The 24546-nt window shown below is 59.8% G+C and carries 27 protein-coding genes; 18 read left to right on the top strand and 9 right to left on the bottom strand.

Features of this window, described 5'->3' with window-relative positions:
- Positions 1–33: 33 nt before the first annotated feature.
- Together AC0V6T_RS14275 and AC0V6T_RS14270 are read left to right on the top strand one after the other, a co-directional pair.
- Positions 34–1290, top strand: a complete 1257-nt coding sequence (locus AC0V6T_RS14275) for a sensor histidine kinase (protein WP_486127936.1) — start codon at positions 34–36, stop codon at positions 1288–1290.
- A gap of 21 nt (positions 1291–1311) precedes the next feature.
- A complete protein-coding gene (locus AC0V6T_RS14270) occupies positions 1312–2082 on the top strand; it encodes a LytR/AlgR family response regulator transcription factor (protein WP_007165750.1) in 771 nt (256 codons plus the stop codon).
- A gap of 131 nt (positions 2083–2213) precedes the next feature.
- Here AC0V6T_RS14270 and AC0V6T_RS14265 read toward each other — a convergent pair whose 3' ends face one another.
- Positions 2214–2522 (bottom strand): UrcA family protein, encoded by a 309-nt coding sequence (locus AC0V6T_RS14265; RefSeq protein WP_486127934.1) that lies wholly within the window; start codon positions 2520–2522, stop codon positions 2214–2216.
- A gap of 175 nt (positions 2523–2697) precedes the next feature.
- Between AC0V6T_RS14265 and AC0V6T_RS14260 the strand changes: the two genes are divergently transcribed.
- Positions 2698–3024, top strand: a complete 327-nt coding sequence (locus tag AC0V6T_RS14260) for a hypothetical protein (protein WP_486127932.1) — start codon at positions 2698–2700, stop codon at positions 3022–3024.
- A gap of 47 nt (positions 3025–3071) precedes the next feature.
- Positions 3072–3818 carry a metallophosphoesterase family protein gene (locus AC0V6T_RS14255; RefSeq protein ID WP_486127930.1) on the top strand — a complete coding sequence of 249 codons (747 nt, stop codon included), beginning with the start codon at positions 3072–3074 and terminating at the stop codon, positions 3816–3818.
- Between the two features lie 434 nt (positions 3819–4252).
- Here the strand turns inward: AC0V6T_RS14255 and rpsI are convergent, their stop codons facing one another.
- The 5 genes from rpsI to AC0V6T_RS14230 form a co-directional block, all read right to left on the bottom strand.
- Entirely contained in the window at positions 4253–4771 is a 519-nt protein-coding gene (gene rpsI, locus AC0V6T_RS14250) for a 30S ribosomal protein S9 (RefSeq protein ID WP_486127928.1), read from the bottom strand.
- Positions 4771–5250 (bottom strand): 50S ribosomal protein L13, encoded by a 480-nt coding sequence (gene rplM / locus AC0V6T_RS14245; RefSeq protein WP_486127926.1) that lies wholly within the window; start codon positions 5248–5250, stop codon positions 4771–4773. Before rplM ends, rpsI begins: the two co-directional genes overlap by 1 nt.
- Before the next feature lie 233 nt (positions 5251–5483).
- On the bottom strand, positions 5484–6089 hold the full coding sequence (locus AC0V6T_RS14240; RefSeq protein WP_486127924.1) for a hypothetical protein: 606 nt from the start codon (positions 6087–6089) through the stop codon (positions 5484–5486).
- Between the two features lie 185 nt (positions 6090–6274).
- Positions 6275–6613 carry a divalent-cation tolerance protein CutA gene (gene cutA / locus AC0V6T_RS14235; protein WP_486127922.1) on the bottom strand — a complete coding sequence of 113 codons (339 nt, stop codon included), beginning with the start codon at positions 6611–6613 and terminating at the stop codon, positions 6275–6277.
- Positions 6610–7701: a COX15/CtaA family protein gene (locus AC0V6T_RS14230; RefSeq protein WP_486127920.1), complete on the bottom strand. Its 1092-nt coding sequence runs from the start codon at positions 7699–7701 to the stop codon at positions 6610–6612. Before AC0V6T_RS14230 ends, cutA begins: the two co-directional genes overlap by 4 nt.
- A gap of 117 nt (positions 7702–7818) precedes the next feature.
- On the opposite strand from AC0V6T_RS14230, the gene AC0V6T_RS14225 reads away from it, so the two are divergent.
- From AC0V6T_RS14225 to AC0V6T_RS14215, 3 genes are all read left to right on the top strand, one after another.
- On the top strand, positions 7819–8208 hold the full coding sequence (locus AC0V6T_RS14225; RefSeq protein WP_040465039.1) for a MerC domain-containing protein: 390 nt from the start codon (positions 7819–7821) through the stop codon (positions 8206–8208).
- Between the two features lie 39 nt (positions 8209–8247).
- Positions 8248–9240, top strand: a complete 993-nt coding sequence (thiS, locus tag AC0V6T_RS14220) for a sulfur carrier protein ThiS (protein ID WP_486128617.1) — start codon at positions 8248–8250, stop codon at positions 9238–9240.
- Between the two features lie 109 nt (positions 9241–9349).
- Positions 9350–9856 carry a hypothetical protein gene (locus tag AC0V6T_RS14215; protein WP_486128615.1) on the top strand — a complete coding sequence of 169 codons (507 nt, stop codon included), beginning with the start codon at positions 9350–9352 and terminating at the stop codon, positions 9854–9856.
- 12 nt (positions 9857–9868) lie between these two features.
- Here the strand turns inward: AC0V6T_RS14215 and AC0V6T_RS14210 are convergent, their stop codons facing one another.
- The 3 genes from AC0V6T_RS14210 to AC0V6T_RS14200 form a co-directional block, all read right to left on the bottom strand.
- On the bottom strand, positions 9869–11716 hold the full coding sequence (locus AC0V6T_RS14210; protein ID WP_486127918.1) for an AMP-dependent synthetase/ligase: 1848 nt from the start codon (positions 11714–11716) through the stop codon (positions 9869–9871).
- Positions 11717–11851: 135 nt separating this feature from the next.
- Positions 11852–13609 carry a gamma-glutamyltransferase gene (ggt, locus tag AC0V6T_RS14205; protein WP_486127916.1) on the bottom strand — a complete coding sequence of 586 codons (1758 nt, stop codon included), beginning with the start codon at positions 13607–13609 and terminating at the stop codon, positions 11852–11854.
- Positions 13610–13621: 12 nt separating this feature from the next.
- Entirely contained in the window at positions 13622–14689 is a 1068-nt protein-coding gene (locus tag AC0V6T_RS14200) for a quinone-dependent dihydroorotate dehydrogenase (protein ID WP_486127914.1), read from the bottom strand.
- 300 nt (positions 14690–14989) lie between these two features.
- On the opposite strand from AC0V6T_RS14200, the gene AC0V6T_RS14195 reads away from it, so the two are divergent.
- The 11 genes from AC0V6T_RS14195 (at position 14990) to AC0V6T_RS14145 (ending at position 24542) form a co-directional block, all read left to right on the top strand.
- Positions 14990–15916: a helix-turn-helix domain-containing protein gene (locus tag AC0V6T_RS14195; protein WP_007165767.1), complete on the top strand. Its 927-nt coding sequence runs from the start codon at positions 14990–14992 to the stop codon at positions 15914–15916.
- 31 nt (positions 15917–15947) lie between these two features.
- Positions 15948–16826: a helix-turn-helix transcriptional regulator gene (locus tag AC0V6T_RS14190; RefSeq protein ID WP_486127912.1), complete on the top strand. Its 879-nt coding sequence runs from the start codon at positions 15948–15950 to the stop codon at positions 16824–16826.
- Between the two features lie 186 nt (positions 16827–17012).
- Positions 17013–17927, top strand: coding sequence for a helix-turn-helix transcriptional regulator (locus tag AC0V6T_RS14185; RefSeq protein WP_486127910.1), 915 nt, complete (start codon positions 17013–17015; stop codon positions 17925–17927).
- 86 nt (positions 17928–18013) lie between these two features.
- A complete protein-coding gene (locus tag AC0V6T_RS14180) occupies positions 18014–18448 on the top strand; it encodes an SUF system Fe-S cluster assembly regulator (protein WP_007165770.1) in 435 nt (144 codons plus the stop codon).
- On the top strand, positions 18445–19932 hold the full coding sequence (gene sufB, locus AC0V6T_RS14175; protein ID WP_486127907.1) for a Fe-S cluster assembly protein SufB: 1488 nt from the start codon (positions 18445–18447) through the stop codon (positions 19930–19932). Before AC0V6T_RS14180 ends, sufB begins: the two co-directional genes overlap by 4 nt.
- Positions 19929–20963: a GNAT family N-acetyltransferase gene (locus AC0V6T_RS14170; protein WP_486127905.1), complete on the top strand. Its 1035-nt coding sequence runs from the start codon at positions 19929–19931 to the stop codon at positions 20961–20963. The genes sufB and AC0V6T_RS14170 overlap by 4 nt, the downstream gene beginning before the upstream one ends.
- A complete protein-coding gene (locus tag AC0V6T_RS14165; protein ID WP_486127903.1) occupies positions 20960–21514 on the top strand; it encodes a hypothetical protein in 555 nt (184 codons plus the stop codon). Before AC0V6T_RS14170 ends, AC0V6T_RS14165 begins: the two co-directional genes overlap by 4 nt.
- The gene (sufC, locus tag AC0V6T_RS14160) at positions 21498–22253 is read left to right on the top strand and encodes a Fe-S cluster assembly ATPase SufC (protein WP_486127901.1); all 756 of its coding nucleotides are present in this window, start codon (positions 21498–21500) and stop codon (positions 22251–22253) included. The genes AC0V6T_RS14165 and sufC overlap by 17 nt, the downstream gene beginning before the upstream one ends.
- Entirely contained in the window at positions 22250–22555 is a 306-nt protein-coding gene (locus AC0V6T_RS14155; protein WP_486127899.1) for a hypothetical protein, read from the top strand. The genes sufC and AC0V6T_RS14155 overlap by 4 nt, the downstream gene beginning before the upstream one ends.
- The gene (locus AC0V6T_RS14150) at positions 22552–23319 is read left to right on the top strand and encodes a SufD family Fe-S cluster assembly protein (protein WP_486127897.1); all 768 of its coding nucleotides are present in this window, start codon (positions 22552–22554) and stop codon (positions 23317–23319) included. Before AC0V6T_RS14155 ends, AC0V6T_RS14150 begins: the two co-directional genes overlap by 4 nt.
- Positions 23316–24542, top strand: coding sequence for a cysteine desulfurase (locus tag AC0V6T_RS14145; RefSeq protein WP_486127895.1), 1227 nt, complete (start codon positions 23316–23318; stop codon positions 24540–24542). The genes AC0V6T_RS14150 and AC0V6T_RS14145 overlap by 4 nt, the downstream gene beginning before the upstream one ends.
- Positions 24543–24546 lie beyond the last annotated feature (4 nt).

Here is a 24546-nt window from a genome sequence, read left to right as displayed (position 1 = left end):
AATAGGCGCTATCTGGCAGCCAAGACTATGGAAATGAGCTCACCACCCAAAGCGCCTGCAAAGAAGGCGCCAGTAAGCGTACCGTTCCGCACGGTTTTGCTGTCGATGGCGCTGCTGTGGGGGACCTATTTCGTCCTCATCAGCGCGCGCAGTTATATTCTGGACATGGACTTCCAGTCCGAGATGCTGATGCGCCGTGCGGCGGTGACAATCGCCGGCATCGGCCTCACCATAGTGCTGTGGGGCATGCTCAGGCTGGTTGATCGACAGGCTCTGTGGGTCAAGATCGGGGCAGCCAGCTTGTTTGCGATCCCTGTTGCGACAGCAACCGGGCACATCAACCAGTATGTCTTCGCAGACATCCAGAAGGAACTCGAGCAACGTTATGCTGAGGAGCGGGGCTTCCGTTTCGATGATGAAGGAAACCTGCTCTATGATTTGCCTGCAGGCGTCGCGATCAAGGCACCCGCGCCGGATGGATCGGGCGGTTACAAAGTTTCAGAATCGCTCATAATCGCACCTGCCGAGGCGCGCGATGAAACCTGGCAAGCCGTCTTCCAAATTGCGATCGGGCGATATTTCCTGCTGCTGGCCTGGGCATCGACCTACTTTGCCCTGCTAGCAGGCTATCAGGCTCGCGCGGCAGAGCGGCGCGAACAGGAATTCCGATCAGCTGCTAAGGCGGCAGAACTTCGTTCGCTCCGCTATCAGGTCAATCCCCATTTCCTCTTCAACACGCTGAACTCGCTCTCCGCGCTGGTCATGACGGGTAAGGCCGAACGCGCGGAACGGATGATCCAGACGATCAGCCGCTTTTATCGCCATTCTCTGGCCGACGAACCGACGAGCGATGTCGCGCTCAGGGACGAATTCGATCTGCAGAAGCTCTACCTCGACATCGAGGCTGTGCGCTTCCCAGAGCGCCTCATCCCCAAATTCGATCTTCCGGAAGATCTGGAAGAAGCCCGGGTTCCGGGCATGATCCTGCAGCCCTTGGTGGAGAACTCGGTCAAGTACGCGGTTTCGGCTGTAACTCGTCCGGTCACGATCACGGTTTCAGCGCGCGAGGAATTCGACCGGCTAGTCGTAACCGTCACAGATGATGGGCCAGGCGTGCCGGAAGGCTCACCGCACGGTTTTGGGATCGGGCTTGCCAATGTGGGCGAACGCCTCGAAGCGCGCTTCGGTTCGGACATTGCTTTCACCTCAGCACCGATCCCCGGCGGCTATAAGACAGAAATGCGAATTCCCCTGTCGCGTCCGGCAAGCACCCGCCGACGCGCCAGCTGATCCATATAGGGAGGGGCTGACATGAGCGAAACAGACACCAAAACCCAGGCTCTTCGGACGATGATCGTTGATGATGAGCCACTCGCGGTTGAGCGCATTCAGGTGATTTGCGCGGAGCTTCCCGCCATCAATGTCGTCGGCACGGCAAGCGATGGTGCTGCCGCCCTGCGGCTTGCCGAGAAGCTTGAGCCGGATTTGGTCCTGCTCGACATGACCATGCCTGAACTCGACGGTCTTGGCGTTGCCCGCAAATTTGCGGAAAGCGACGGAGAACCGCCTGCCGTGATCTTCGTCACAGCCCACGACCATTTCGCGGTTGAAGCGTTTGATCTTGAGGCGATCGACTACGTTCTCAAACCCGTTTCTGCCGACCGACTCGAACGCGCGATAGAGCGCGCGGTTGCGCGCCGCGGCGAACGCAAGGAACCGCAAAGCAAGTGGCTGGACGAACTTTGGGTCCCGCATCGCAGCGAATTGCTTCGCATCGCGGTCAGCGAAGTTCACCAGATCGATGCCGAGCGTGATTATGTCCGTCTGCATGTGGGTGAACCGTCAGAAAATGGCGAACCGAGCCGCTCCTACTTGCTCTTGCAGACGATTGCCGGACTGGAAGCGAGGCTCGATCCGGAGCAGTTCATCCGTATCCACCGCTCCACCATCCTGCGCCGTGATAATATTCGCGGCCTGCGCCACGACGGGCTGGGTGTTTGGTCAGCCGAGCTTCAAAATGGAGAGGCGCTGCGGATCGGGCGCACATACCTTTCCAAGGTCAAGGCTATGGCCGGGCGCTAGGCCTCTTGGCTCGAGCCAGTCATTGCTCGGTCAAAACCCACCACAAAAAGAAGCGGCCCGAACCCCGGGACTGAGTAGGGTTCGAGCCGCAATGTCTGCACTTGCGAGGAAGTGCAGGTCGTGAACGCGGTTCAGCCGCCGCGTTGACGTTCTTGAAGGATGGTGGCGACGTCCTGGCGGGCGCTGGCGCGAGCGTTGGCGACGCAGTCGCGCACTTCCTTTGAGCGGATCAGCGTGCCCACCTGGCGGTCATCGTAGCCGCACACTTTGCGAGCAGCGATTTCAACGCGCTGTTCGAGCAGCCGCTGGCCTTCAATGGTCGAAAGGTCGAGGCCAGCATAGCTGACATCCATGGATTGGTATTCGTTGCTCCCAGCCAGAGCCGGTGATGCGGTGAAAGCGAGGCCCAGGGCGGCTGTCGCGATTGCAAGGGTCTTCATTTCATTTCTCCTCCTGACAAAGGGATGGAGTTCGATCGGGGAGTTCGAACCGGGGATGCCATCCGTTTGCCGTGATTGAAGAAATACCGAGGGTGGCCCGGCCAGTCATTTCAGACTCGACCAACCCGTCGATCCATGTCGATTGGCAGCAGCCAGAATTACGAATGTCAGAGTATTGCCGATCAACGGCACCTTCAATCCGACGGACGTTTACGCCATACTGTCATGTGTGATTGCCGCTTTGATCGCCATTTTCATGCTCGGTATCGTGAACTTCGCTCTTCACAGCGCTGTTCTTTCAAGCGGTCACCGATTGCTGGGACAGATGCCGTCTTTTGTTCAAGCGCTTGGCGGACGCCTGACATTGCTGGCTGAGTTCCTTGTTCTTCTCGCCGCAATGCTGCTTGTCGCAAATGGGTGGCAGGGTCTTGCTTGGGCGTATGGCGCATACAGCGCGCTTAATGCCGTGTCTGCTTGGCTGATCCTCAGCGGGCGCATTTGAAATAGCGGTTGCAAGCCTCCTGCAATCGCGCTTGAGCCTATCTCACTATGACCACACGCCTGTTCCATGTCAGCGATGTTCACTTCGGGGTCGAAAACCGCGAAGCTCTGGAGCACGTCGCAAAAGCAATACGTGATGAACAGCCCGATGCACTGGTCTGCACCGGAGATGTCACTCAGCGAGCGAAACACTTGGAATATGCAGCTGCCGCTGAATGGTTTGCGGGTCTGGGAGTGCCGGTGGTTCTCGAGCCCGGGAACCACGACATGCCTTACTACAATTTGCTCGAGCGGTTTTCGGATCCTTACCGCCGCTTCCGACGGCTTGATTCTGCCGTGGGCAGCCGCTTCGAAAACGACGACGTCGTACTTGTCTCCCTGAAGTCCACTGTGCGTGCCCAGCCGCGCTTTCCATGGTCTGATGGGATTGTGACGAAGCGGTCGCTCGAAAGGACGCTTGCAGAGCTTAGGAAGCTAAGCGGCGATCCGCGCCATGTGATCGTGACCGCCCATCACCCTCTGCTTGGCCCGAAGGAGGATGCGGGCAATCCGACGATCGGAGGCAATAGAGCCTTTGCGGCACTGGCGTCTGCGGGGGCCGATGCGATCATGACAGGTCATGTCCATCGCCCGTTCGATGAAACCCGCGAAATGGCGGGCGCTTCCATGCGCATGATCGGAGCAGGAACTCTTTCAACCCGCTTACGCCACGGAGCGCCGCCATCCTACCGCGTCCTTAATTGTCGCCGCGGCGAAGAGATGCACGTGGAGTTGCGTGAACTTGCCGCGACCTGATCGTAAGATAGCAGGCCCATGATTTAACCCTTTTTAGCGGCTGCGCTTTAAGACTTTGTTGGTGATAGTCGTATGAGCATCAAAGCTTGCAGCCGGTCCTCAACTCAGGCTGCAGGTTTGGTGCAAGGCAAGGGCGAAGACGGGGAGGTCGTGGAATGGACCTGCTGAAAGCTATGGGATTTGGCGCGCTGATCACCTGTTGCATCGCGGTGGTTGTAGGCACGCAGGGATCAAGTGGGGGCGCGCTCGCCATCCACGCGCTCGATATTGCTGATTTTAAGGTATACTGGTCTTGGCCAATGTTCCTTGGAGGCACAGGCTTGTTCTGGGCCCTGCTTATAATCCAGCGCTGACGATACCCGGACGGCAAAGAAAAAGGGCGGCCTCTCGAAGAGAAGCCGCCCTTTTTCGTAAGCTGATCTGTTCGCGAGCGATTAGCGCTTCGAGAACTGGAAGCTGCGGCGTGCCTTGGCGCGGCCGTACTTCTTACGCTCGACCACGCGGCTGTCGCGGGTCAGGAAGCCAGCTGCCTTGACGGTGCTGCGAAGTTCCGGCTCGTACTTGGTGAGAGCCTGGCTGATACCGTGCTTTACGGCGCCAGCCTGGCCCGACAGACCGCCGCCCTTGACGGTGGCGACGACGTCGTACTGACCGGTGCGTTCGGTGATGCCGAACGGCTGGTTGATGATCAGACGCAGGGTCGGACGTGCGAAGTAAACTTCCTGATCCTTGCCATTGACGGTGATCTTGCCGGTGCCGGGCTTGAGCCACACGCGGGCCGTGGCGTCCTTACGACGACCGGTCGCGTAGGCGCGGCCCTGTGCGTCGAGTTCTTGCTCGCGAAGCGGCGCAGCCGGGTTCTGAGCTATTTCGGCAGCGTCCGCAGCAGGTGCGTCGCCGGCGATGTCCTTGAGATCCGACAGATCGGAAACGGTGTTGTTCTCGTCAGCCATTATGCGGTGACCTTGTTCTTGCGGTTCATCGAGGCGACGTCGAGCACGGCCGGGCTCTGCCCGTCATGCGGATGCTCGGTGCCGGTGTAGAGGTGCAGCGCCTTCATCTGCGCACGGCCGAGTGGGCCACGCGGAATCATGCGCTCAACAGCCTTTTCGAGCACGCGCTCGGGGAAGCGACCTTCGAGCACCTTGGCCGGGGTCGTTTCCTTGATGCCGCCCGGGTGGCCGGTGTGCTTGTAGTAAACCTTGTCGGTGGCTTTCTTGCCGGTGAACTTCACCTTGTCGACATTGATGACGATCACGTGATCGCCGCAGTCGACGTGCGGGGTGTAGCTCGGCTTGTGCTTGCCGCGCAGGTGGTTGGCGATGATCGAGGCAAGGCGACCGACCACAAGGCCGTCGGCATCGATCAGGTGCCATTTCTTCTCGACCTCTGCCGGCTTCACCGACTGGGTCTGTTTGCTAAGCGCCTTCATGGCTCGTTTGTCCTTCAATCAAAGGGATTGCAGTAATCTGTTCCTCGCCGACGGCCGGCCGACTGGTTCGGCCTCGGTCGAGCGAATCGCTGGTTTGGACATCTGCCCTCACAGCTAGGAGGCGCGCATTTGTCGTCAAACCGGGCGGAAGTCAACCAAAACCGGGGGTTTCCGGGGAGGTAAAATAATACCTCTAGGCCTTTGATGAGCTATTCAAAGAGATCGTGGGCAGCTTACTCGGCTTGCATCCGCCACATCTCGCGCGCTGTTTGCTCGCTGTCACCAATACGAGAAGTAACGCTGCGCTCGGCTTGCGATAGCCACCCTCCCTGAGGATCAGCAACCCCTTCGTAGCGAACCTCAAACTCTCCAATCATTCCGTCAGGCAATGTCATCTGTCGACTAGCACGGACTGGGCCCAATCGCGGGTAGAACAGGTCTTCCGGCAAACGATCGAGGAGCGTTGACCCCGCTCTCTGCAAATCTGCAAGATATTGCATCTCGGCCTGACTCGGTTGCCCGGGGCCCCTTCGCTTCGCCATCATATCCTTGGCGATGGCGATGGCCGAGGCGAGATCTTCCTCACTAATCCGCCCGCCTGACGCAACCAGTATGCCGTCCTGCGACACGATCATCGGCCACATATCATCTGTAGAGCGTGCTTGTTCGACCTTTGCGAGTTGGGCGAGCGATGGGGGCGCATCAACGCGAGCGCCAATCTGTGCCCCGTCTATTGCAATGACCTGGCCCTGACGCTTGAATGTGACTGCCCACGTGCGATCCACGCGAACCACATTGCCATCGCGCAGTGATCGCTCGACCCGGCGCCGTAAAACCATGCTGGATTCAGGAATTGCGAGCCTGCTCGATGTCCTCGCGAAGGCAGGAGGCATCGCTAGAAACGCGCTCACGGCCCCCATTGAGGTTAGCGCCCCTCGACGTGATACCTCTTCAATCTTTGTTGTCTCGACCACTTTGCTCTTGGACCCGTTACGCGGCGCCCCACAATTGCACGGCGCATCCTTTATCCCGAAGTTGTGCTGCCCAGAGTCACTCCAAGCCATTGCTTTGTATCAGGATGTGCAGCGTTGCAAAGCCACCCGACAATCGCCGGTGTGTCATATGGGTGACATTCGCCCAGTCGAGCCACAAGGCGATTGAGGCATTCTTCCGTCGTCTTGAACAGAACTGCCACTTCCGACTGCGTTGAGGACTGGCCTTCCCATTCGAACACGGAGATGGTGCCCGGAATGATGTTGGCGCAGGCGATCAGCTTTTCTTCGAGAAGTGTCGCTGCGACATCTTTTGCGCTTTCGACGTCGGGAAACGGGCACCAGGCCAAGGCGGCCTGAATGTCGTTCATGCCGACTTTGCGCTGACGCGCTGCTCTTGAATGCGAACGCCATCGCTATGCATCGCCCAGGCCGTTGACGCGACGAGGAGCGCGCCTGTCAACTGGTGTGCTGCCGCGACCCAGAGCGAGACTTCGGTCATGACCGTTGCAATCCCGAGGATGATCATGACGCCGAAGGCGCTGTGAACCGCGATCGATGCGCGGCGATCACTCTTGCGGACCCGTCTCGCGAGATAAACTAATGCAGCGACAGCAATCCATGCCCACCAACGGTGCAGGAAGTGAAGCAGGAAGGGGTCGTGAGTCAGCGTCCACAAGAAGCCCGAGGTAAAATCAAGTTCCGGCACCAGTCGACCATTCATCAGCGGCCAATCGTAAGCAGCGTGGCCTGCGTTGAGACCGGCAACCCAAGCGCCGAGGAGCAGCTGGACAAAAAGAACGCCGGCCACGAGCGCTGCGGGCAAGGTCAGCGGCGCCGCCCCTGAACCGGGCTCACGAGCGAGCCGGCGCATGTCGCGCGCGGTCCAGACCAACAGGCCCAACAGCAACAGCGCGGTCAGAAGGTGTAATGAGAGGCGAAAATGACTGACATCGGTCATGTCCCCGACAAGGCCCGACTGCACCATCAGCCAACCAAACAGGCCTTGCAGTCCGCCAAGAGCAAGCAGCCCGACGAGGCGCGGTTTAAACCCTTTCGGGATTGCTCCCTTCACCCAGAACAAGACCAGCGGCGCGGCATAAAGCAAGCCGACCATGCGGGCGAGCAGGCGGTGAAACCACTCCCAGAAATAGATGAATTTGAAATCCGCCAGCGTCATTCCGGTCAAGCTTGCTTCAAGCCGATATTCCGGCGTCGCCTGATACTTCGCGAATTCAGCCTGCCACGCCGCATCGCTTAGCGGAGGCAGGATGCCGGTCGCAACTTCCCATTCTGTGATTGACAGCCCGCTTTCGGTAAGCCGGGTGATCCCGCCAACCAGCACGATCATAACGACGACGAACGCGACAACCTCCAGCCAGCGCGCAATCGCCAAGGGGCGGGCGCGTGATCCGATTTCGCTGGTCTTGATAGAGGGGCTGTCTGCAAGGCTGGCCATGACGCCTGCGTAAATGTGAGGGAACGCGCATCGTGACAAGTGCGTTCGTGAAAAAGGATGCTGCGCGGGGCGCAAGCCCTTGCGCAATGTGACAACATTACATACATGGCAATCGCGATGGCACCGGGACCCTTCTCTGATTCTACGGCCGAAACGAACCGGCGGCTCGACCAGCTTGGCATTGGCCTTGCGGGTCTGTGTGCGTTGCATTGCCTTGCAACGATTGTGGTCGTTTCGTTCTTGGGCATCGGCGGACACTTCCTGCTTGCGCCCGAGATTCACCGCGTTGGTCTCGCTATCGCCCTCGTCATCGCCGCCGTCGCAATCGGCTGGGGCGCACTCAGGCATCGCCGCGCAGCACCCTTCGTGATTGCCATGATGGGGCTTACCTTCATGGGCGGCGCATTGGCCATGCCTCATGGTGAGGAAGAAATCGTCCTGACGATGATCGGCGTCACCCTCGTTGCCGCCGGCCATCTGCTCAACATTCGGTCCTCGCTACGCTAGGCTTGCACCTGCGGGTTTGGCGGCTATTCCATGATCGCCATGACCGAAACGAAATCCGTAACCCTGAATGGCGAAGTGCGCCGCACCAATGCCGCTACCATCGCAGATCTGGTCCGCGAACTCGACCTTGTGCCTGAAAAAGTGGCGGTCGAACGCAATGGCGAAATCGTCCCGCGGTCGACCTTGAACGAGGCTTCGCTTGGTTCAGGGGACACCTTGGAAATCGTACACTTCGTCGGTGGCGGCGACCATTCCGCGCCCGCCAAGGATACGTGGAGCGTTGCCGGCCGCACATTCAGCTCTCGCCTGATCGTGGGCACAGGGAAGTACAAGGATTTCGAACAAAACGCCGCCGCGCTCGAGGCGAGTGGTGCAGAGATCGTCACCGTCGCGGTGCGCCGGGTCAATGTCAGCGATCCCAAGGCGCCGATGCTGACAGACTATATCGATCCAAAGAAGATCACTTACCTGCCCAACACCGCTGGGTGCTTTAACGCCGAAGAGGCCATTCGCACCCTGCGACTTGCACGCGAAGCGGGCGGCTGGGATCTGGTGAAGCTCGAAGTGCTGGGTGAGGCTCGCACGCTTTACCCGGATATGCGAGAGACGCTGACTGCGACGGAGACGCTGGCGAAGGAAGGGTTTCTGCCCATGGTCTACTGCGTGGATGATCCGATTGCCGCCAAGCAACTCGAAGATGCGGGCGCGGTCGCTATCATGCCTCTTGGTGCGCCAATCGGATCAGGCCTCGGGATCCAAAATCAGGTCACCATCCGCCTCATTGTAGAGGGTGCGAACGTACCCGTGCTCGTCGATGCGGGAGTGGGAACAGCCTCGGACGCGGCTGTCGGCATGGAGCTTGGCTGCGATGGCATCCTGATGAACACCGCCATTGCGGAGGCAAAAGATCCGATCCGCATGGCGCGCGCGATGAAGCTCGCGGTGGAAGCCGGCCGCGAAGCCTATCTTGCTGGGCGCATGGGACGGCGCAAATATGCCGATCCTTCGAGCCCGCTTGCAGGACTGATCTGATCTAGTCGCTAGTTTCTGCGCCATGGTTACCCGGTGTTAACCAAACTGTCGGACAAACGTCTCCAGCACTTGAGGAGACGAGCCAGTGACCCTTGCCACCACTTCGACCATGGCCATCGGCGAAATGCGCGAATTCGCGGCCTTCGCTGCATGTGAGCAACGCTACATCAAGCGCAGTCTCGATATTGGCCTCGGCCGGTGCGATGCATTCAAGCTGTGGGGCCGCACAGAAGCTGAGAACACCGCCATCCGTCGCCAGTATGTGGCCTATCAGGACCTTAAAGTGCTGCGCGACCTGGTCCCGCAAGAGGGCGCCATGGGTGAGATCGAGCGCTTTATCGGCAAGCTGGTAAGGATGACGTCTTTCGATCTTTCGCAAGAACGCCTGAACAGCTTCTCAGCTTTCCGCTTTCTGTATGAACGCCTTCTTGGAGCCGAAGCGCGGCCGTACCTGCCTGCAGCCTTCTGTGCAGCGGCAGCGCTGCCGACCATCCGCCCACACCAACGCAAAGTGCTGCTGCAATCGCTTAGCGAAGCAGCCGCGACAGCGCCGGGCTGGTCCGACCGTTGCCCGAGTTTCTATCCCGAATATGTGGAGGACGTTGAGGCAGCATGAGCCGCCTCTCGATCAACTGCGATAAAGCCCGTTGATCTTGTCCTCGTAGCGGTCGCGGATCTTGTGGCGCCGGATTTTCATGCTCGGCGTCATTTCTTCGTTCTCGATTGAAAACGCTTCATCCGCAAAGGCGAACTGGCGCACCTTTTCGATCACCGAGAGGTCCTTGTTTGTGCGATCAACTGCTGCGCGCACTGCATTTTTGAACGCGGGCAGCTCCTGCAGCGCCTTAAGGTCGAACTTTTCATCGTTCGCGCGCGCCCATTCGAGCGCCCATTCCGCATCCGGCACGAGCAGGCCGACCACATAGGGGCGCTTGTCGCCGCTCACCATCGCCTGCGCAATTTCGGGCTGAAGTGTGAGCATGCCCTCGATCTTTTGTGGAGCGACATTGTCGCCCTTGTCGTTGACGATCATGTCCTTCTTGCGGTCGGTGATGACGATCCGGCCCTTATCGTCGAGGTGTCCGATGTCGCCTGTGTGAAGCCAGCCATCGACGATCGTACGCGCGGTCTCGGCCTCGTTCTGCCAATAGCCGTGCATCACAAGCTCGCCGCGGCACAGGATTTCCCCATCATCGGCAATGCGGATGTCGACGCCGCGCATCGGCGGGCCGACCGTGTCCATCTTGAGGCCGACCTTTGGCCTGTTGCAGCTCATCACCGGACCCGCCTCGGTCTGGCCATAGCCCTGGAGCATCGTGAGGCCCATTGCCTCGAAGAAATTGCCAACTTCGGGGTTTAGAGGCGCGCCGCCCGAAACCATCGCCTTGATCCTGCCGCCGAACTTAGCGCGGATCTTGGGGCGAAGGGTCTTTTCGACCAGCATGTTGAGTGGCATGTCGCGCTTGCGGATCTTGCCGTCGCGCGAATTCTCGCTGATTTTCAGCGCGCTATCCATCATGAAGTTGGCGACCGTGCCCTGCTTTTCGACCTGCTTCATGATGCGCGTGCGCAGCACTTCGAACAGGCGCGGGACGACGACCATGATAGTCGGGCGCGTTTCCTCGATATTGGAAGCGAGCTTCTCAAGGCCTTCGGAATAGAAGATTTCGGCCCCAACACCGATCGGCAGATATTGGCCGCCAGTGTGCTCGTAAGCGTGGCTGAGCGGGAGGAAGGAGAGGAAGCGTTCGTCCTTGATGCCGAAGTCGTTGATCAGGATTTCCGCAGCGCCCGCAACATTGCACAGGATCGACCCGTGGTGCTGGCGGACACCGCGCGGCGCTCCGCCGGTGCCACTGGTGTAGATCAGGCAGGCGAGATCATCCCGTGTGATACCAGCGATCCGCTCTTCGACCGCCTCGCGCGCTGCGGTTGCATCGCCTGCGATAAGATCGTCCCAGGAGTGATACTCGAAGCTACCAGCCTGCTGACGGTGAAGGTCGTCGATGCCGATCACGTGGTCGACAATGCCTGTGCGGCCAATCGCGCCAACCACCGGACCCAGCAGCTTTTCGGTCGAGACGACGACGGCGCGTGCTCCCGAATTGTCGAGGATGTGCGCGTGATCGCGTTCGGTGTTGGTGGTGTAGGTCGGCACCGAAATGCAGCCCGCCGCCATGATCGCGATGTCCGCGATGCACCATTCAGGACGGTTTTCGGAGACGAGCGCAACGCGGTCGCCATCGCTCAGGCCAAGATGCCGCAGGCTTTCGGCGAGCAGGCAAATCTGGTCAGCAACTTCGCGCCAGCTCTGCGTTTTCCATCCGCCGTCCTGCTTTCGACCTAGAAAAGGAGCGTCACCCTTTTCGTCAGCGCGTTTCAGAAAAAGCTCGACCAGATTGTTGGCTCTATCGACATCCTGCAGGATCGGATCGTCGTTCGGATCCGCCGCCGGGGCGGTGTTGGGTGCGTGCACGGAATGAAGCTCCTCTTCCCGCCCCGCTGCGCCAGGCCATAGCCGCGCTGGAGGCGTTGCATTTTTAGTATTGTTCTTAAGATAAACCCCCAAGCGCGTAGCGACAAGCGTTGCCGTCAGCTGGCGCCTTTCGGCTCAGGGCTGTTCAGCACCCCGGTTGCCTTCTGACGCTGACAAGGGATCGTAGCGCAAAAGGTCTGCAATCCTTGGGTCGCCAGCCGATTCCCACCCATTTTCGGTCCGAAGCAACGCGTTGGTCTTGCCTCGCGGTGAGATCACCCGAATTTCGCCGTGGCCCATGGCTGTAAGCTGATCCGCCACAGCTGCCGCGACGCTGCCTTCTTCGGTGATCGCGACCGATCCAAATGACATCAGCAAGGGAAGGGCAAGCGCTTCTTCAGCGCTCATGCCAAAGTCAATGACGCCAATGATTGAGCGCGCGACCTGTACTGGGATAGTCGGCCCGCCAGCAGCTCCGATCACGAGCACGATCTCTCCATCTGAATCGAAGACGATTGTAGGCGCCATCGAAGAACGCGGACGCTTGCTGCCTTCGACCCGGTTTGCCACCGGGACACCGTTGACATCAGGCGAAGAGCTGAAGTCGGTGAGCTCGTTGTTGAGATAGAATCCGCCCCAATGGAGGCCAGAGCCGAACGCTCCTTCGATGGTTGAGGTGTAGCTGACCGCATTGCCTTCACCATCGACCACGGAGAAGTGGGTGGTGCCGTTTTCTGGCGGTTCGTCACCGTCAGCGCGGGCCATCGGTGCACCGGGGGGCGTTCCTGGTTGTACCTCTGCTATCGCGGTGCTGCGGTCAATCAAGGCACCGCGGCTGGCCATGTAATCGGGATTGACGAGGCCTTCGACTGGCACTTCAACAAAATCTGCGTCACCCAGATAGAGCTCGCGGTCTGCGTAAGCTATCCGCTGCGATTCCAGGAACAAGTGCCAGAATTCGGCGCTTTGCGGGCCCAGTGCCGAGAGATCAAATCCCTCAAGCTGGCCCAGCATCTGTGCAACCGCGACCCCGCCTGAAGAGGGCGGGCCCATGCCGCACACCTTATAAGTTCGATAAGGGGCGCATACTGGATCGCGCATCTTGGCTGTATAACCCCGCACATCGCTGGCGCTCATCTTGCCGTCCTGCGGCGTTTCGGCGGCGACGTATCGCGCAAATTCGGCAGCGCTTTCGCGGTAGAAGACTTCGGGACCGCCAGCTGCGATCCGTTCTAGTGTATCCGCAAGTTCAGGCACCTTCACCGTCGCCCCAACGGAAAGCGGCTCGCCATCTTCGCCGAAGAATATGGCCCTCGCAGCTTTGGTTTTGCCTGCGCGCGATTGCTGACCGCTGAGCGACTGGTGAAGTCGGCGGTTCATAATGAAGCCTTCGCGGGCAAGAGCGATTGCTGGCTCGAACAGCTCGGCCCATGCAAGACTGCCGTGTTCCTTATGGGCGAGCGCTGCGAGGGCGATGTTGCCCGGAACCCCGACGCTCAGACCCGAAGTGACTCGGGTCTCACGCGGTAGGCGTTCGCCATCTGCGTCAAGAAAGCGAGTCCCTGTGGCCGTGGCCGGAGCTGTCTCGCGACCGTCGAAACTTTCGATGCCGTCCGAACCCACATGGATCATAAAGCCGCCGCCGCCAATTCCGGAACTTTGCGGTTCGACCACAGTCAGGGCCAGCATGACAGCGATGGCTGCATCGGCCGCAGAGCCGCCCTTCGCGAGGATCGCTTCGCCCGCTGCTGCGGCGCGCGGGTCCGCTGCGCTGACCGCGCCCGGCGCTGTGACTTGCGCGGCCGATGCCGGGCTTGCGACGGGAGCATCCTTGTCCGCGCAGGCTGTGGCCAGAAGCGCGATCGGGGCGATTATCGAGAAGTGTTTGAGCATCGGTTGCGACTGCTATTCGCTTCCCACCGCCTCTGCAATGCTCGAAAATCCGTCGCGTTTCATGAGCCGCTTCAGTCCGCTCACGATCTGGCTGCCGAGACCGGGACCTTCATAGACCATGGCCGAGTAAAGCTGGACAAGGCTCGCGCCCGCCCTGATGCGCTGCCACGCATGCTCGGCTGTCGCAATGCCGCCAACGCCGACAAGTGGCATCTCTCCGCCGGTTGCCTTGCGGAAATCGCGAACCCGTTCGAGCGCCATGGCGCGCAGTGGTTCACCCGAAAGCCCCCCGGTTTCGTTTGCGTGGCGTGACCTAAGGTCAGGTCGCGAGATGGTAGTGTTCGACACAATGAGTGCGCCGAGCTTTTTGTCGATGGCTATGCGCGCAATCGCGTCGATATCATCGTACTCAAGATCTGGCGCGACCTTGAGGAAGATCGGGGGCACAGTTTCCGTCTCCGCTTGGCCACGCGCCTCGATCACGGCATCGATCAGGCCAGCCAATGCAGCTTCGTCCTGAAGCGCTCGAAGGCCCGGAGTGTTCGGGCTCGACACGTTGACCGCAAGATAGCTCGCATAAGGTGCCATGAGCCGGGCCATCTCAGCGTAGTCTGCCGTGCGGTCTTCGGAATCCTTGTTGGCGCCAATGTTGACTCCGACAACGCCTGGGCGGCCGCTGCGTGCTGCGAATCGCTTGAGAGCTTTTTGCGCGCCGGCGTTGTTGAAGCCCATCCGATTGATCACCGCTCGATCTTCGGCGAGTCGAAAGAGTCGAGGCTTGGGATTGCCAGCTTGAGGGCGCGGAGTGATCGACCCTGCTTCGGTGAAGCCAAAGCCAAGTCTCAACAGGGCATCGGGCACTTCAGCGTCTTTGTCGAACCCGGCTGCGACTCCCACCGGGTTCGGGAAGTCCAATCCGGCAACTCGTACCGCCAGCGAATTGCTTCCGGAGCTTCCCGAAGAGGTTGAAGCAAAAGGCATTTTTTTCAGCGAGTTAATTGCAAGGCGGTGGCCGGTCTCGGGGTCGAGCGCAAAGATGGCCGGACGAGCGAGCGCGAAGAGGCGAGAGGTGAGCGTCATGGCTTTGCGCGTAAGCCGATTTCATCCGATCTGTCGAGAGGAGCACGTCCGACCATTCTACCAAGCGGTAAGCTCAAAACTTTGTGATCGAACCGAAAATTTGCTCCATGATACCTTGTCGTTTGCATACAATTCTTGGGCCGAGTTCGCGTCTAGATACTGTCCTGCGACCCGAAGGGCTCGGAGCAGCAATGCAAAGAGTTCCTCAACTCAAATGGGCGGCCCATCCGTGGGCCGCCCTTTTTTTGATGTTATAACAGCCAGAAAGACGCTACACGCCTCCATATCGGGGCGTTGTTGATGGAAAAATTCACAGACTCCATGAATGGAGACACAGAATTTGAGCCTGATGAGGTGAGCTATGAGCTCACATCTCAGTCGCTCATCCACGTCGATTACATCGCCCCGCCAGCGGCGATCAGCGACTACGTAACAACGCTTTATCATTTCCGCTGTGACGAGCCCAAGATCACCGATATCCAGCCTGCTTCGGTAGGCCATTTGTCGCTGTTCCCTTACGGCAAGGGTGAAATGCACTTTCGGGCAGGCCACAGCGACCCCAATCCCGAAGTGGCCGTGATGACACCGCTGTCGACCGCCAATCCAATCGTGGTCGATGGCCCGTTCCATGCCATTGGCGCAGCCCTCACGCCGCTTGGCTGGGCCGCGCTGACGGGGCTTCACGCGGGCGAGAATCGCGACCGGCTTCGCGATGCTGGCGAGATTCTTGGCGACCGTGCGACCAAGCTTGGTGCTGACTTGATCGCCGAGTATCGCGCGGGCACGAAAACCGGGCAGGAATGCGCGCTTGCGATTGGTGAGTTCATTGGCAGCTCGGTCAAACGCGTGAATTCGCGACACGCAGAGCTCATCAAGGTCGTCAACAATTGGCTTGGTTCATCTCTCAGCCCGGACCTTGGCGATCTGCTTGAAAAGGCGGCCTATTCGGAGCGCCAAGTTCAACGCCTGACAGAGCGATATTTTGGCCTCTCACCGCAAGCGCTGGCTCGCAAATATCGCGCGCTCAGAGCGGCGGCGCTGCTATCTTTCCCCACCCTGACCCCAGAATTCGAAGCCGAACTTGGCGAAGCGTTTTTCGATCAGTCGCACATGATCAGAGAGATCAACCGCTTCGTCGGCCGCACCCCTGCCAGACTCAAGAACCCGGACAACCCCTACCTGTCCGAAATGATCGCGCCGAAAAATCTGCGCGAGCTGGATTCATAAGGGGGCGCAGCAAAGCTGCCCAACACAAGGCATGCTCTTCGAAACCAAACATCCTGTCGAATTTGAGCTTATCGCCCCTCCGCCTGATCTTCGAGAACAGGTCAACATCTTCTACGCCATGCGTACAGGCGCCGAGCGTATCGAGGACGTCATGCCGGCCTATTCGGGTCAGGTTTATGCTATTTTCGAAGGCACGTTCGAGCTGCATTTCGAGAGCGGTACGCAAAGAGCACCCGCCCCTGTCTTCCTCAATGCGCCCTTGTTGCAAGCGACCCGCTTGTCGGTTCTCGGACCCTTCCGCTGCGTGGGCGCGTCGCTGACACACCGCGGATGGGCTGAACTGGTTGGCGAGCCCGTTGACGCGGTTCATCACCGTATGATCCCACCACACGATGCTCTGAGCCACGAACTCGCTGATCGCTTGGTCGGCATTGGACAGGCAGATCCTGACGATCCTGCGCAGGCGACCGAAGCGCTCTCGCAAGTGTTCCGTGAAGCGATCACGCCGATCAAGCCCGCTCATGCGACCTTCATAGACGAGACCATGTCGTGGCTCTCGAAAGAGTTCAATCCGCCTGTCGAGGCCCTCTTCGATCAGCTTGCGATATCGCGGCGACAGGCCCAACGGCTCAGCAATCGGTTTTTCGGTGTCCCGCCGAGGCAACTCCTGAAAAGAGTAAGAGCAATGCGGGCAGCAACCTTGCTGTCGCAACCAGATTTGCCAACCACCGTTCGAGACGAGATCTCACTGGCTTATTTCGATCAGTCGCATCTGATCAACGACTTGCGTCGCTACACAGGTAGAACGCCGACTATTCTGGAGGAGGGGGACCTGGTCGTGCGGACATTCGATCCTGCCGCCCATGGACCGCCTGGAAAGTATGCACGCGACGCGCTTGAGAAGGAATAACAAACACTTAGGCTTTGAAAAGCCTCATGTCGCTGTATTACAAGGCGATATGGTCGAGCCAGCATATGTCCCTGCCGAAGAGCCGCGCAAACGCGGTTCTCCAGCGCCTGGCGCAGAGGCACTGGGGGCGGTGCGACCGAAGGGTCGCACTTGGTCGATCGTGCCGCCCCGCTTGCGAGACGATCAATGAACTCGGGCAAGGCGGCCGACGCAAGCAACCGGCACTTTCAACTCACCTATTTTGATCCGCCTGAAGGCCTGAAGCAGCACGTGCTCGCGCTGTTTCATTTCAAATGGGATGAACGTGAGATCGCCGACCGCCACCCCGGCGCTTTGGGGCAGCTGTTTTTCACGCCCTATGGGTCGGGTGAAATCCAGTTTGACGATGTCGTTCAGAAGGTCGGCGGAAAGCCATACATGTTCAGCGGTTTCAGGACTGCTGCTCCGTTTCGCATGTCGGGGCCTTGGCACGCCATTGGCGCGTCGCTCTCCCCGCTCGGCTGGGCCGCCTTGTCGAGGGCCGACGCCAGCACGCATCTCGACCGCTTCATCCCGGCCGAGAAATTGCTCGGTGACGAAGTGACCAGGTTCCATGACGATCTGGTCGCGCGCTATCGTTCGGGCGAGATTGGCGGTCCGGAGGCATGCGCCGAACTGGCCGGTTGGATCGCCCAGCGTTTGAAGTCAGTACCCAAGCCGCATGAAACCGTGATCAGGACAGTCCTCGCTTGGCTGGGTACTTCGCTCAATCCGGACATCGAAGCGCTCTATGACGAGCTTGCTTATTCCAGACGTCAGTCTGAACGATTGGTCGCAAAGTATTTCGGCTTTGCGCCCGCAGCCCTTGCCCGAAAGATGCGTGCAGTCCGCGCGGCTCACCTGCTTGCCCAGCCAGATCTGTCAGACGAAGCCGAAGCGGAGATCGCTTCCGCCTTCTACGACCAGCCGCACATGATAAATGAGATCAGGCGATATTGTGGCTACACACCGTCGAGGCTGGGCGGTGAAGCGGAGCCACTGTTCCAGACGATGCTGAGGATGAAGAATCTCAACCGCCTGAGCCCCTTCATGGCGCTTGGCATAGAGAATCACACAGCTTGAAATCAGACCAAATTGTGCGTATTTGAAATCCGACTGATTCAGTCCGATTTAAGAATGACTCGCAACAAGCGGATTTTCCTGAGCTCATGCGCCTCTCCAACCTAGCCGATTATGCCGTCATTACGATGTGCCAGGCCGCCACGCATTGTGGCGATGGACGCGTGAGCGCTGCTGAATTGGCAAGTGAGACGGGGCTTCCTGTTCCAACCGTACAGCGATTGGTCTCAAAGCTGACTTCCGCCGGGCTGCTGCGCTCGGTTCGCGGGGCAGGTGGTGGCTTGCAGCTTGGGCGTCCCGCCGCGGCAATCACTGTCGCTGATATTGTCGAGGCGGTAGAAGGTCCGATCGCCTTGACCGCCTGCGTCGACCACAAAGAGTGCGAACACGAAGCGCGCTGTTCGATGAAGCCGCATTGGCCGATCATCAACGCAAAACTGCGCGGCGCCCTCGCCGAGGTCACTCTCGAACATCTGCGCCACTCCCCGGCGCCCACTACTTCTTACGAAAAGCACATGGCATGACCGAACAGATCGACACACAAGAGATGGACGCAGAGGCCAAGGCGGCTGCAGCCAATGCTGCAGAATACGAGCATGGCTGGTCCTCGGATATTGAGACCGAGTATGCGGAAAAAGGCCTTTCCGAAGAGACCGTCCGCTTCATCTCGGCCAAAAAGGGCGAGCCGGAATGGATGCTCGACTGGCGTCTGAAGGCCTTTCGCCTTTGGCAGGAAATGAAGGAGCCCGACTGGGCCAAGGTCGGCTATCCGGCGATCGACTATCAGGACGCGTATTACTACGCCGCGCCCAAGAAGAAGCCGACGCTCAAATCGCTCGACGAGCTCGATCCCGAGATCAAGGCGGTTTACGACAAGCTCGGCATTCCCGTGGCGGAGCAAGAAGTGCTCGCCGGGGTCGAAGGCGCGCGTAAGGTCGCGGTTGATGCCGTTTTCGACAGTGTGAGCGTCGCAACCACCTTCCGCGAGGAGCTCAAGAAGGCGGGGGTCATCTTCCTGTCGATCTCCGAAGCGATCAAGGAGTATCCGGACCTTGTCAAAAAGTGGCTCGGCCGCGTCGTGCCGCAGCGCGACAATTACTTTGCTTGCTTGAACAGCGCAGTCTTCTCGGACGGCACCTTCGTTTATGTGCCAGAGGGTGTGCGCTGCCCAATGGAGCTCAGCACCTATTTCCGCATCAACGCCGAAAACACCGGACAATTCGAACGCACCCTGATCGTCGCTGAGAAGGGTTCATACGTCAGCTATCTCGAAGGCTGCACTGCGCCGATGCGCGATGAAAACCAGCTCCACGCTGCCGTCGTCGAACTGGTCGCGATGGAAGATGCCGAGATCAAATATTCGACGGTCCAGAACTGGTATCCGGGTAATTCCGAAGGCGTCGGCGGCATCTACAACTTCGTCACCAAGCGCGGGTTGTGCCAAGGCGACCGCTCCAAGATCAGCTGGACGCAGGTCGAGACCGGTTCCGCGGTGACGTGGAAGTATCCGTCCTGCGTGCTCAACGGCAAAGACAGCGTCGGCGAGTTCTATTCGGTCGCTGTCACTAACAATCATCAGCAGGCCGATACCGGCACCAAGATGATCCACAACGGCGCAGGCTCGCGCTCGACGATCATCTCGAAGGGTATTTCGGCGGGCAAGTCGAACAACACCTATCGCGGGTTGGTCCGCGTCGGCCCCAGGGCCAAAGGCGTGCGCAACTTCACCCAGTGCGACAGCCTGCTGCTCGGTGACGAATGCGGCGCGCACACCGTGCCTTATATCGAGGTGAAGAACCCCGGGGCCCAGATCGAGCACGAGGCGACCACCTCGAAGATCTCAGACGAGCAGTTGTTCTACGCCATGCAGCGCGGGCTGGACGAGGAAGAGGCCGTGGCGCTGATCGTTAACGGCTTCGCCAAGGACGTGCTCAAAGAACTGCCCATGGAGTTCGCCGTCGAAGCGCAGAAGCTTCTCGCTATCAGCCTCGAAGGGAGCGTGGGGTGAGCCTTCTTGAAGAAGTCATAGTAGTCAGGCCCGTCACAGAAGATGACGCGCCGGGGCTGACCGTAATCCTCAACGAGATTATCGCGAAGGGCGGGACAACCGCGCTTGAAGAGGCGTTCACCCCTGAGCATCTGGCCGAAGCTTATTTGACCGGTCCCGGCGTTTGCAACTGCGTGGCTGCCATCGATAGCGAAACGGGCGAGCTCCTGGGCTTTCAGACGCTGGTGCAAAACGATGCACTTCCCGAAGGTGTTGCTGACATCGCCACCTTCGCCAAGGTTGGCGCAACGCAGCAAGGGATCGGCAAGAGCCTGTTCGAAGCGACGCGAGCGAGCGCCGTCGAACTCGGTTTTGAGGCGATCAACGCGACAGTTCGTGCCGACAATACCGGCGGCCTCGAGTTTTATTCGAAGATGGGTTTTGAGGATCATGACGTGACCCCGGGCGTACCTCTTACAGACGGGACACCTGTTGACCGGGTGCACAAACGCCATTCGCTGACTGCGAAAAGCGATCAGGAAACCGCTCGTAAAACCCTGGGCCTCAAGGACACTTCGAGCACAGAGCCGACGCTCAACAAGAAAGGTCGCGGCTGGAAGATTTCGGACAAGCGTCTCGACGAGTTGCACGACCGCGCGCGCGAAATGCGGCGGTTTGCTTCGCCCGCACACAAGGCGCTCGCCAAGCGGTTCGCCGATGCCGACCTTGGTCGCTACACCTTTAAGCGTTTTGCCGTAGTCGGTAGCGCGATTGTCGACTTCAATTGCCACAATCTCGGCATGGCGATCATGATCGACGAAGACGATCAGGATGAAACGCTGGCCAAGCGCCGCGACAAGAGCCTTGAGGCGGTTGGCATCCGTGTAATGCGAATCAAGGCAAGCGATATTCTCGAAAACATGGACGCCGTCCTTCAGCGGGTCACCGCCGGAATGCGCATTCGCATCGATGACAAGCGTCAAGCGCGGCGTGAACACCGCGCGTCCTCCACACCCAGCAGGTATCAATCACGGGACACAGCCGAACAATGACCAGCTTATCTCTCATTATCGCTCCCCTGATCGCGCTTCAGGGCGTGGGCCAGGCTCCTGTTGCCATCGAGAACGATGCGCCCGAGACGTGGACCCTAGAATATCCGCGCCTGATCCAGCCTTTCGTAGCCGATTACCGGCGCTGTTTATCCGTGCAGTTGCGCAAGGTTCGCGGGCAGGCCGACTTTGAATCGCAGCATCGCTCGGACCTTCCTCGCTGCGCGGAGGTTTTCGACGCCTCGGTTGAGGGTGCAAGCTCGGTCCTCGCACGTCGCGGGGAGAATGCTGAATACACCGCGGCCGATGTGCGCGAGATCTTCGAGCATATCGGGCGCATTCACATCGCCCGCGGCGCTGACCTCGATAATCAATTCACTTTCGTGCAGCGCTCACAGGCCGCAGCTCAGGAGCAATACGAAGCCGAACGACCCAAAGGCCTCGTGCTCGAACTGCGCGACGCATCGGTAGTCAAGGCGCGCACAGACGAGACTGCGGACGCTGCACAGGCCGCTTATGAAGAACGGGAGGCACGCAGTGCTGACAATCAATAATCTCCACGCCGAAGTAGACGGCAAGGCGATCCTCAAGGGTCTGAGCCTCGAAGTTCAGGCCGGTGAGGTCCACGCCATCATGGGCCCCAATGGCGCCGGTAAATCGACGCTCGCGCATGTGCTGGGCGGCAAGTCGGGCTACGATGTGACCGCCGGATCGGTGACGTTTCGCGGCGCAGAGCTGTTCGACCTGGACCCTCATGAGCGTGCGGCGACGGGCTTGTTTTTGGGCTTTCAGTACCCGGTCGAGATTCCCGGCGTCTCCAACGTGCAATTCCTGCGCGAGGCGCTCAACGCCCAGCGCAAGTATCGCGGCGAAGAGCCGCTTTCCGGCGGCGAGTTCCTGAAGCTCGCCAAGGAAAAGGCGGGCCTGCTCAAGATGGACATGGAAATGCTCAAGCGGCAGGTCAATGTCGGCTTCTCCGGCGGCGAAAAGAAGCGCGCCGAGATGGTCCAGATGGGCATTCTCGACCCTGCTTTTGCCGTTCTCGACGAAACCGATAGCGGCCTCGACATCGACGCGCTTCGTGTCGTCGGCGAGGGTATCAATTCGATCATGCGTGCTCCCGACAAGGGCGTGCTGCTCATCACGCACTACCAGCGTCTGCTCGACGTGGTGAAGCCTGACCGCGTATCGGTGCTTGCAGGTGGCCGCATCGTCGAAACCGGCGGTCCCGAGCTTGCGCTTCGCCTCGAGAGTGAAGGCTACGACGCGATCATGGCAGAGATGTCCGCGTGATCCTGACCTCGCTCCTTCTTGCCATTCAGGCCGCGCCGGCTGAGCCCGTGCCCGAGATCGTTGTGCTCGGGAACCTGCGTAGCGTTCAGGCGAACGTGGGCCAGGACCGCGAAGGCAACTGGCATTGCTCGCTCAGCAAGTCGACCGGGCGGCCGCGCCTCGACGACCGCTTTTGCCGAGCAGTGACGCAGTGCGTACGCGAAGGGGCGAGCGACCAGCAGGCTGTGAGCAGCTGTATTCGAGAAACACGCGCAAGATTGATGCGCAGAGTTGAACGCGCGATGGAGCGCAATGCCTCATGAGTGACACCGCAACCCTCCCCACCCGCCGGGACGAAGCATGGCGCTATGCCGATGCCGATTACCTCGCCAAGGCGAAACCCGAGGCGATCAACCACTGGCGCACGCTCGAAGTGCCCGCTGGCGAGACGCGCCGCGAATGCACGGTGCACGGCGCTGGCCCGCAATCGCCGGGCATGGTCGACCGCCTGCGCGTGCATGTCGGCAGGGGCGGACGCTTCGAAGCGTTCAAGGTAATCACCGGCGGCAAGTATGCGCGCGTCGAGCTCGACGTGACCCTTGAAGAAGGCGCGCACTTTGAATTTGGCGGCGTAACGATCGGCGGCGGCGACAAGGTCCAGGAATTCGTGACGCTCACCCGCCACGATCATCCCAACGCGACCTCGAACCAGACGGTTCGAGCGGTGCATTGGGGTCAGAGCACGGGTAGTTTCCTTGGCGAGATCAAGGTTGCTCGCCACGCGCAGAAAACCGACGCCGCGCAGGATTTCAAGGGTTTGCTCCTCGAAGCGGGCGCGAGCGCGAATGCCGTCCCGCAGCTTGAGATTTTCGCTGACGATGTGAAGTGCGCGCATGGCGCGACGGTTGGCCAGCTCGACGAGGCGGCGCGCTACTACATGGCAGCACGCGGGCTCTCGCCCGACGCTGCTAAGCGCCTGCTTGTTCAGGCCTTCATCGGCGATGCCTTTGTCGCGCTTGAAGACGAGGCGACGCGTGAGCGCATGCTCGAAGACGCGCTCAAAGCGCTCGAGGAAGCATCGCTGTGAACGCTCCGACCGCCTTGACACGCGATCTGCGCGCCGACTTCCCGGGTCTTGTGACCCGCGATGGCGAGCCCTGGCACTATCTTGATACCGCCGCGACTTCGCAAAAGCCGCGCGCAGTGATCGATGCGATGGCGCGCGCCATGGGCGAGGATTACGCGACCGTTCACCGCGGGGTTTATTCGCGCTCGGCCGACATGACGCTTGCCTACGAAGCGGCCCGTCGGCGGATTGCCGAATTGGTCGGCGGCGCGGAGAACGAGATCGTATTCACCCGAGGCGCGACCGAAGCGATCAATCTCATCGCGAACAGCTGGGGCAGGGCGAACCTAAAGGCAGGCGATCGGATTCTGCTCTCGCAGCTTGAGCATCACTCCAACATAGTGCCGTGGCAGATGGTGGCCGAAGCGACTGGTGCGAAAATCGACGTCGTCCCTCTGACCGACGATCACCAGATCGATCTCGACGCCGCCGAGGCGATGATCAGCGAAGAGCACAAGCTCGTCGCATTGGCGCATGTTTCGAACGTGTTGGGTAGCGTGCTCGACGCAAAACGTGCAGCAGACATGGCGCACAAGGTCGGTGCAAAGATCCTTCTCGACGGCTGTCAGGCGGTGCCGCATATGCCGGTCAACGTCGCCGCGCTCGATTGCGACTTCTATGTTTTTTCGGCCCACAAGCTTTACGGTCCCACTGGGATCGGAGCCCTTTGGGCGCGGGGCGAATTGCTCGAAGCCATGCCCCCATGGGAAGGTGGCGGGTCCATGATCGACCGCGTGACCTTCGAAAAGACCACTTACGATGCACCGCCACAGCGATTCGAAGCTGGCACACCCGCCATCACCGAAGCGATAGCTTTCGCAGCCGCCGCCGATTATGTCAGCGAAGTCGGACTTGCGAAGATGCACGAGGACGAATCGAAGCTCGTCACGAGGCTGCGCCGCGAGCTTACCGCGATGAACGATGTGACGGTGTTCGGCCCTGACAACAGTGCCGGCATCGTCAGCTTTGCCATCGACGGCATTCACCCGCACGATTTGGGCACTATCCTCGACGAGGCAAACGTCGCCATTCGCGCAGGCCACCATTGCGCACAGCCATTGATGGATTATCTCGGCGTTCCCGCGACCGCGCGCGCCAGCTTCGGGCTCTATTCGACCGAGGCCGATGTCGATGCGCTGCTCGAAGGGATCGCCCGCACGCGCCGGATTTTTGGAAAGGACTAGGCTG

It is taken from the genome of Erythrobacter sp. S158 (genome assembly GCF_057364915.1).
Note: the sequence above shows the minus strand (reverse complement) of the source record. Positions and strands in the feature narration are given on the sequence as shown.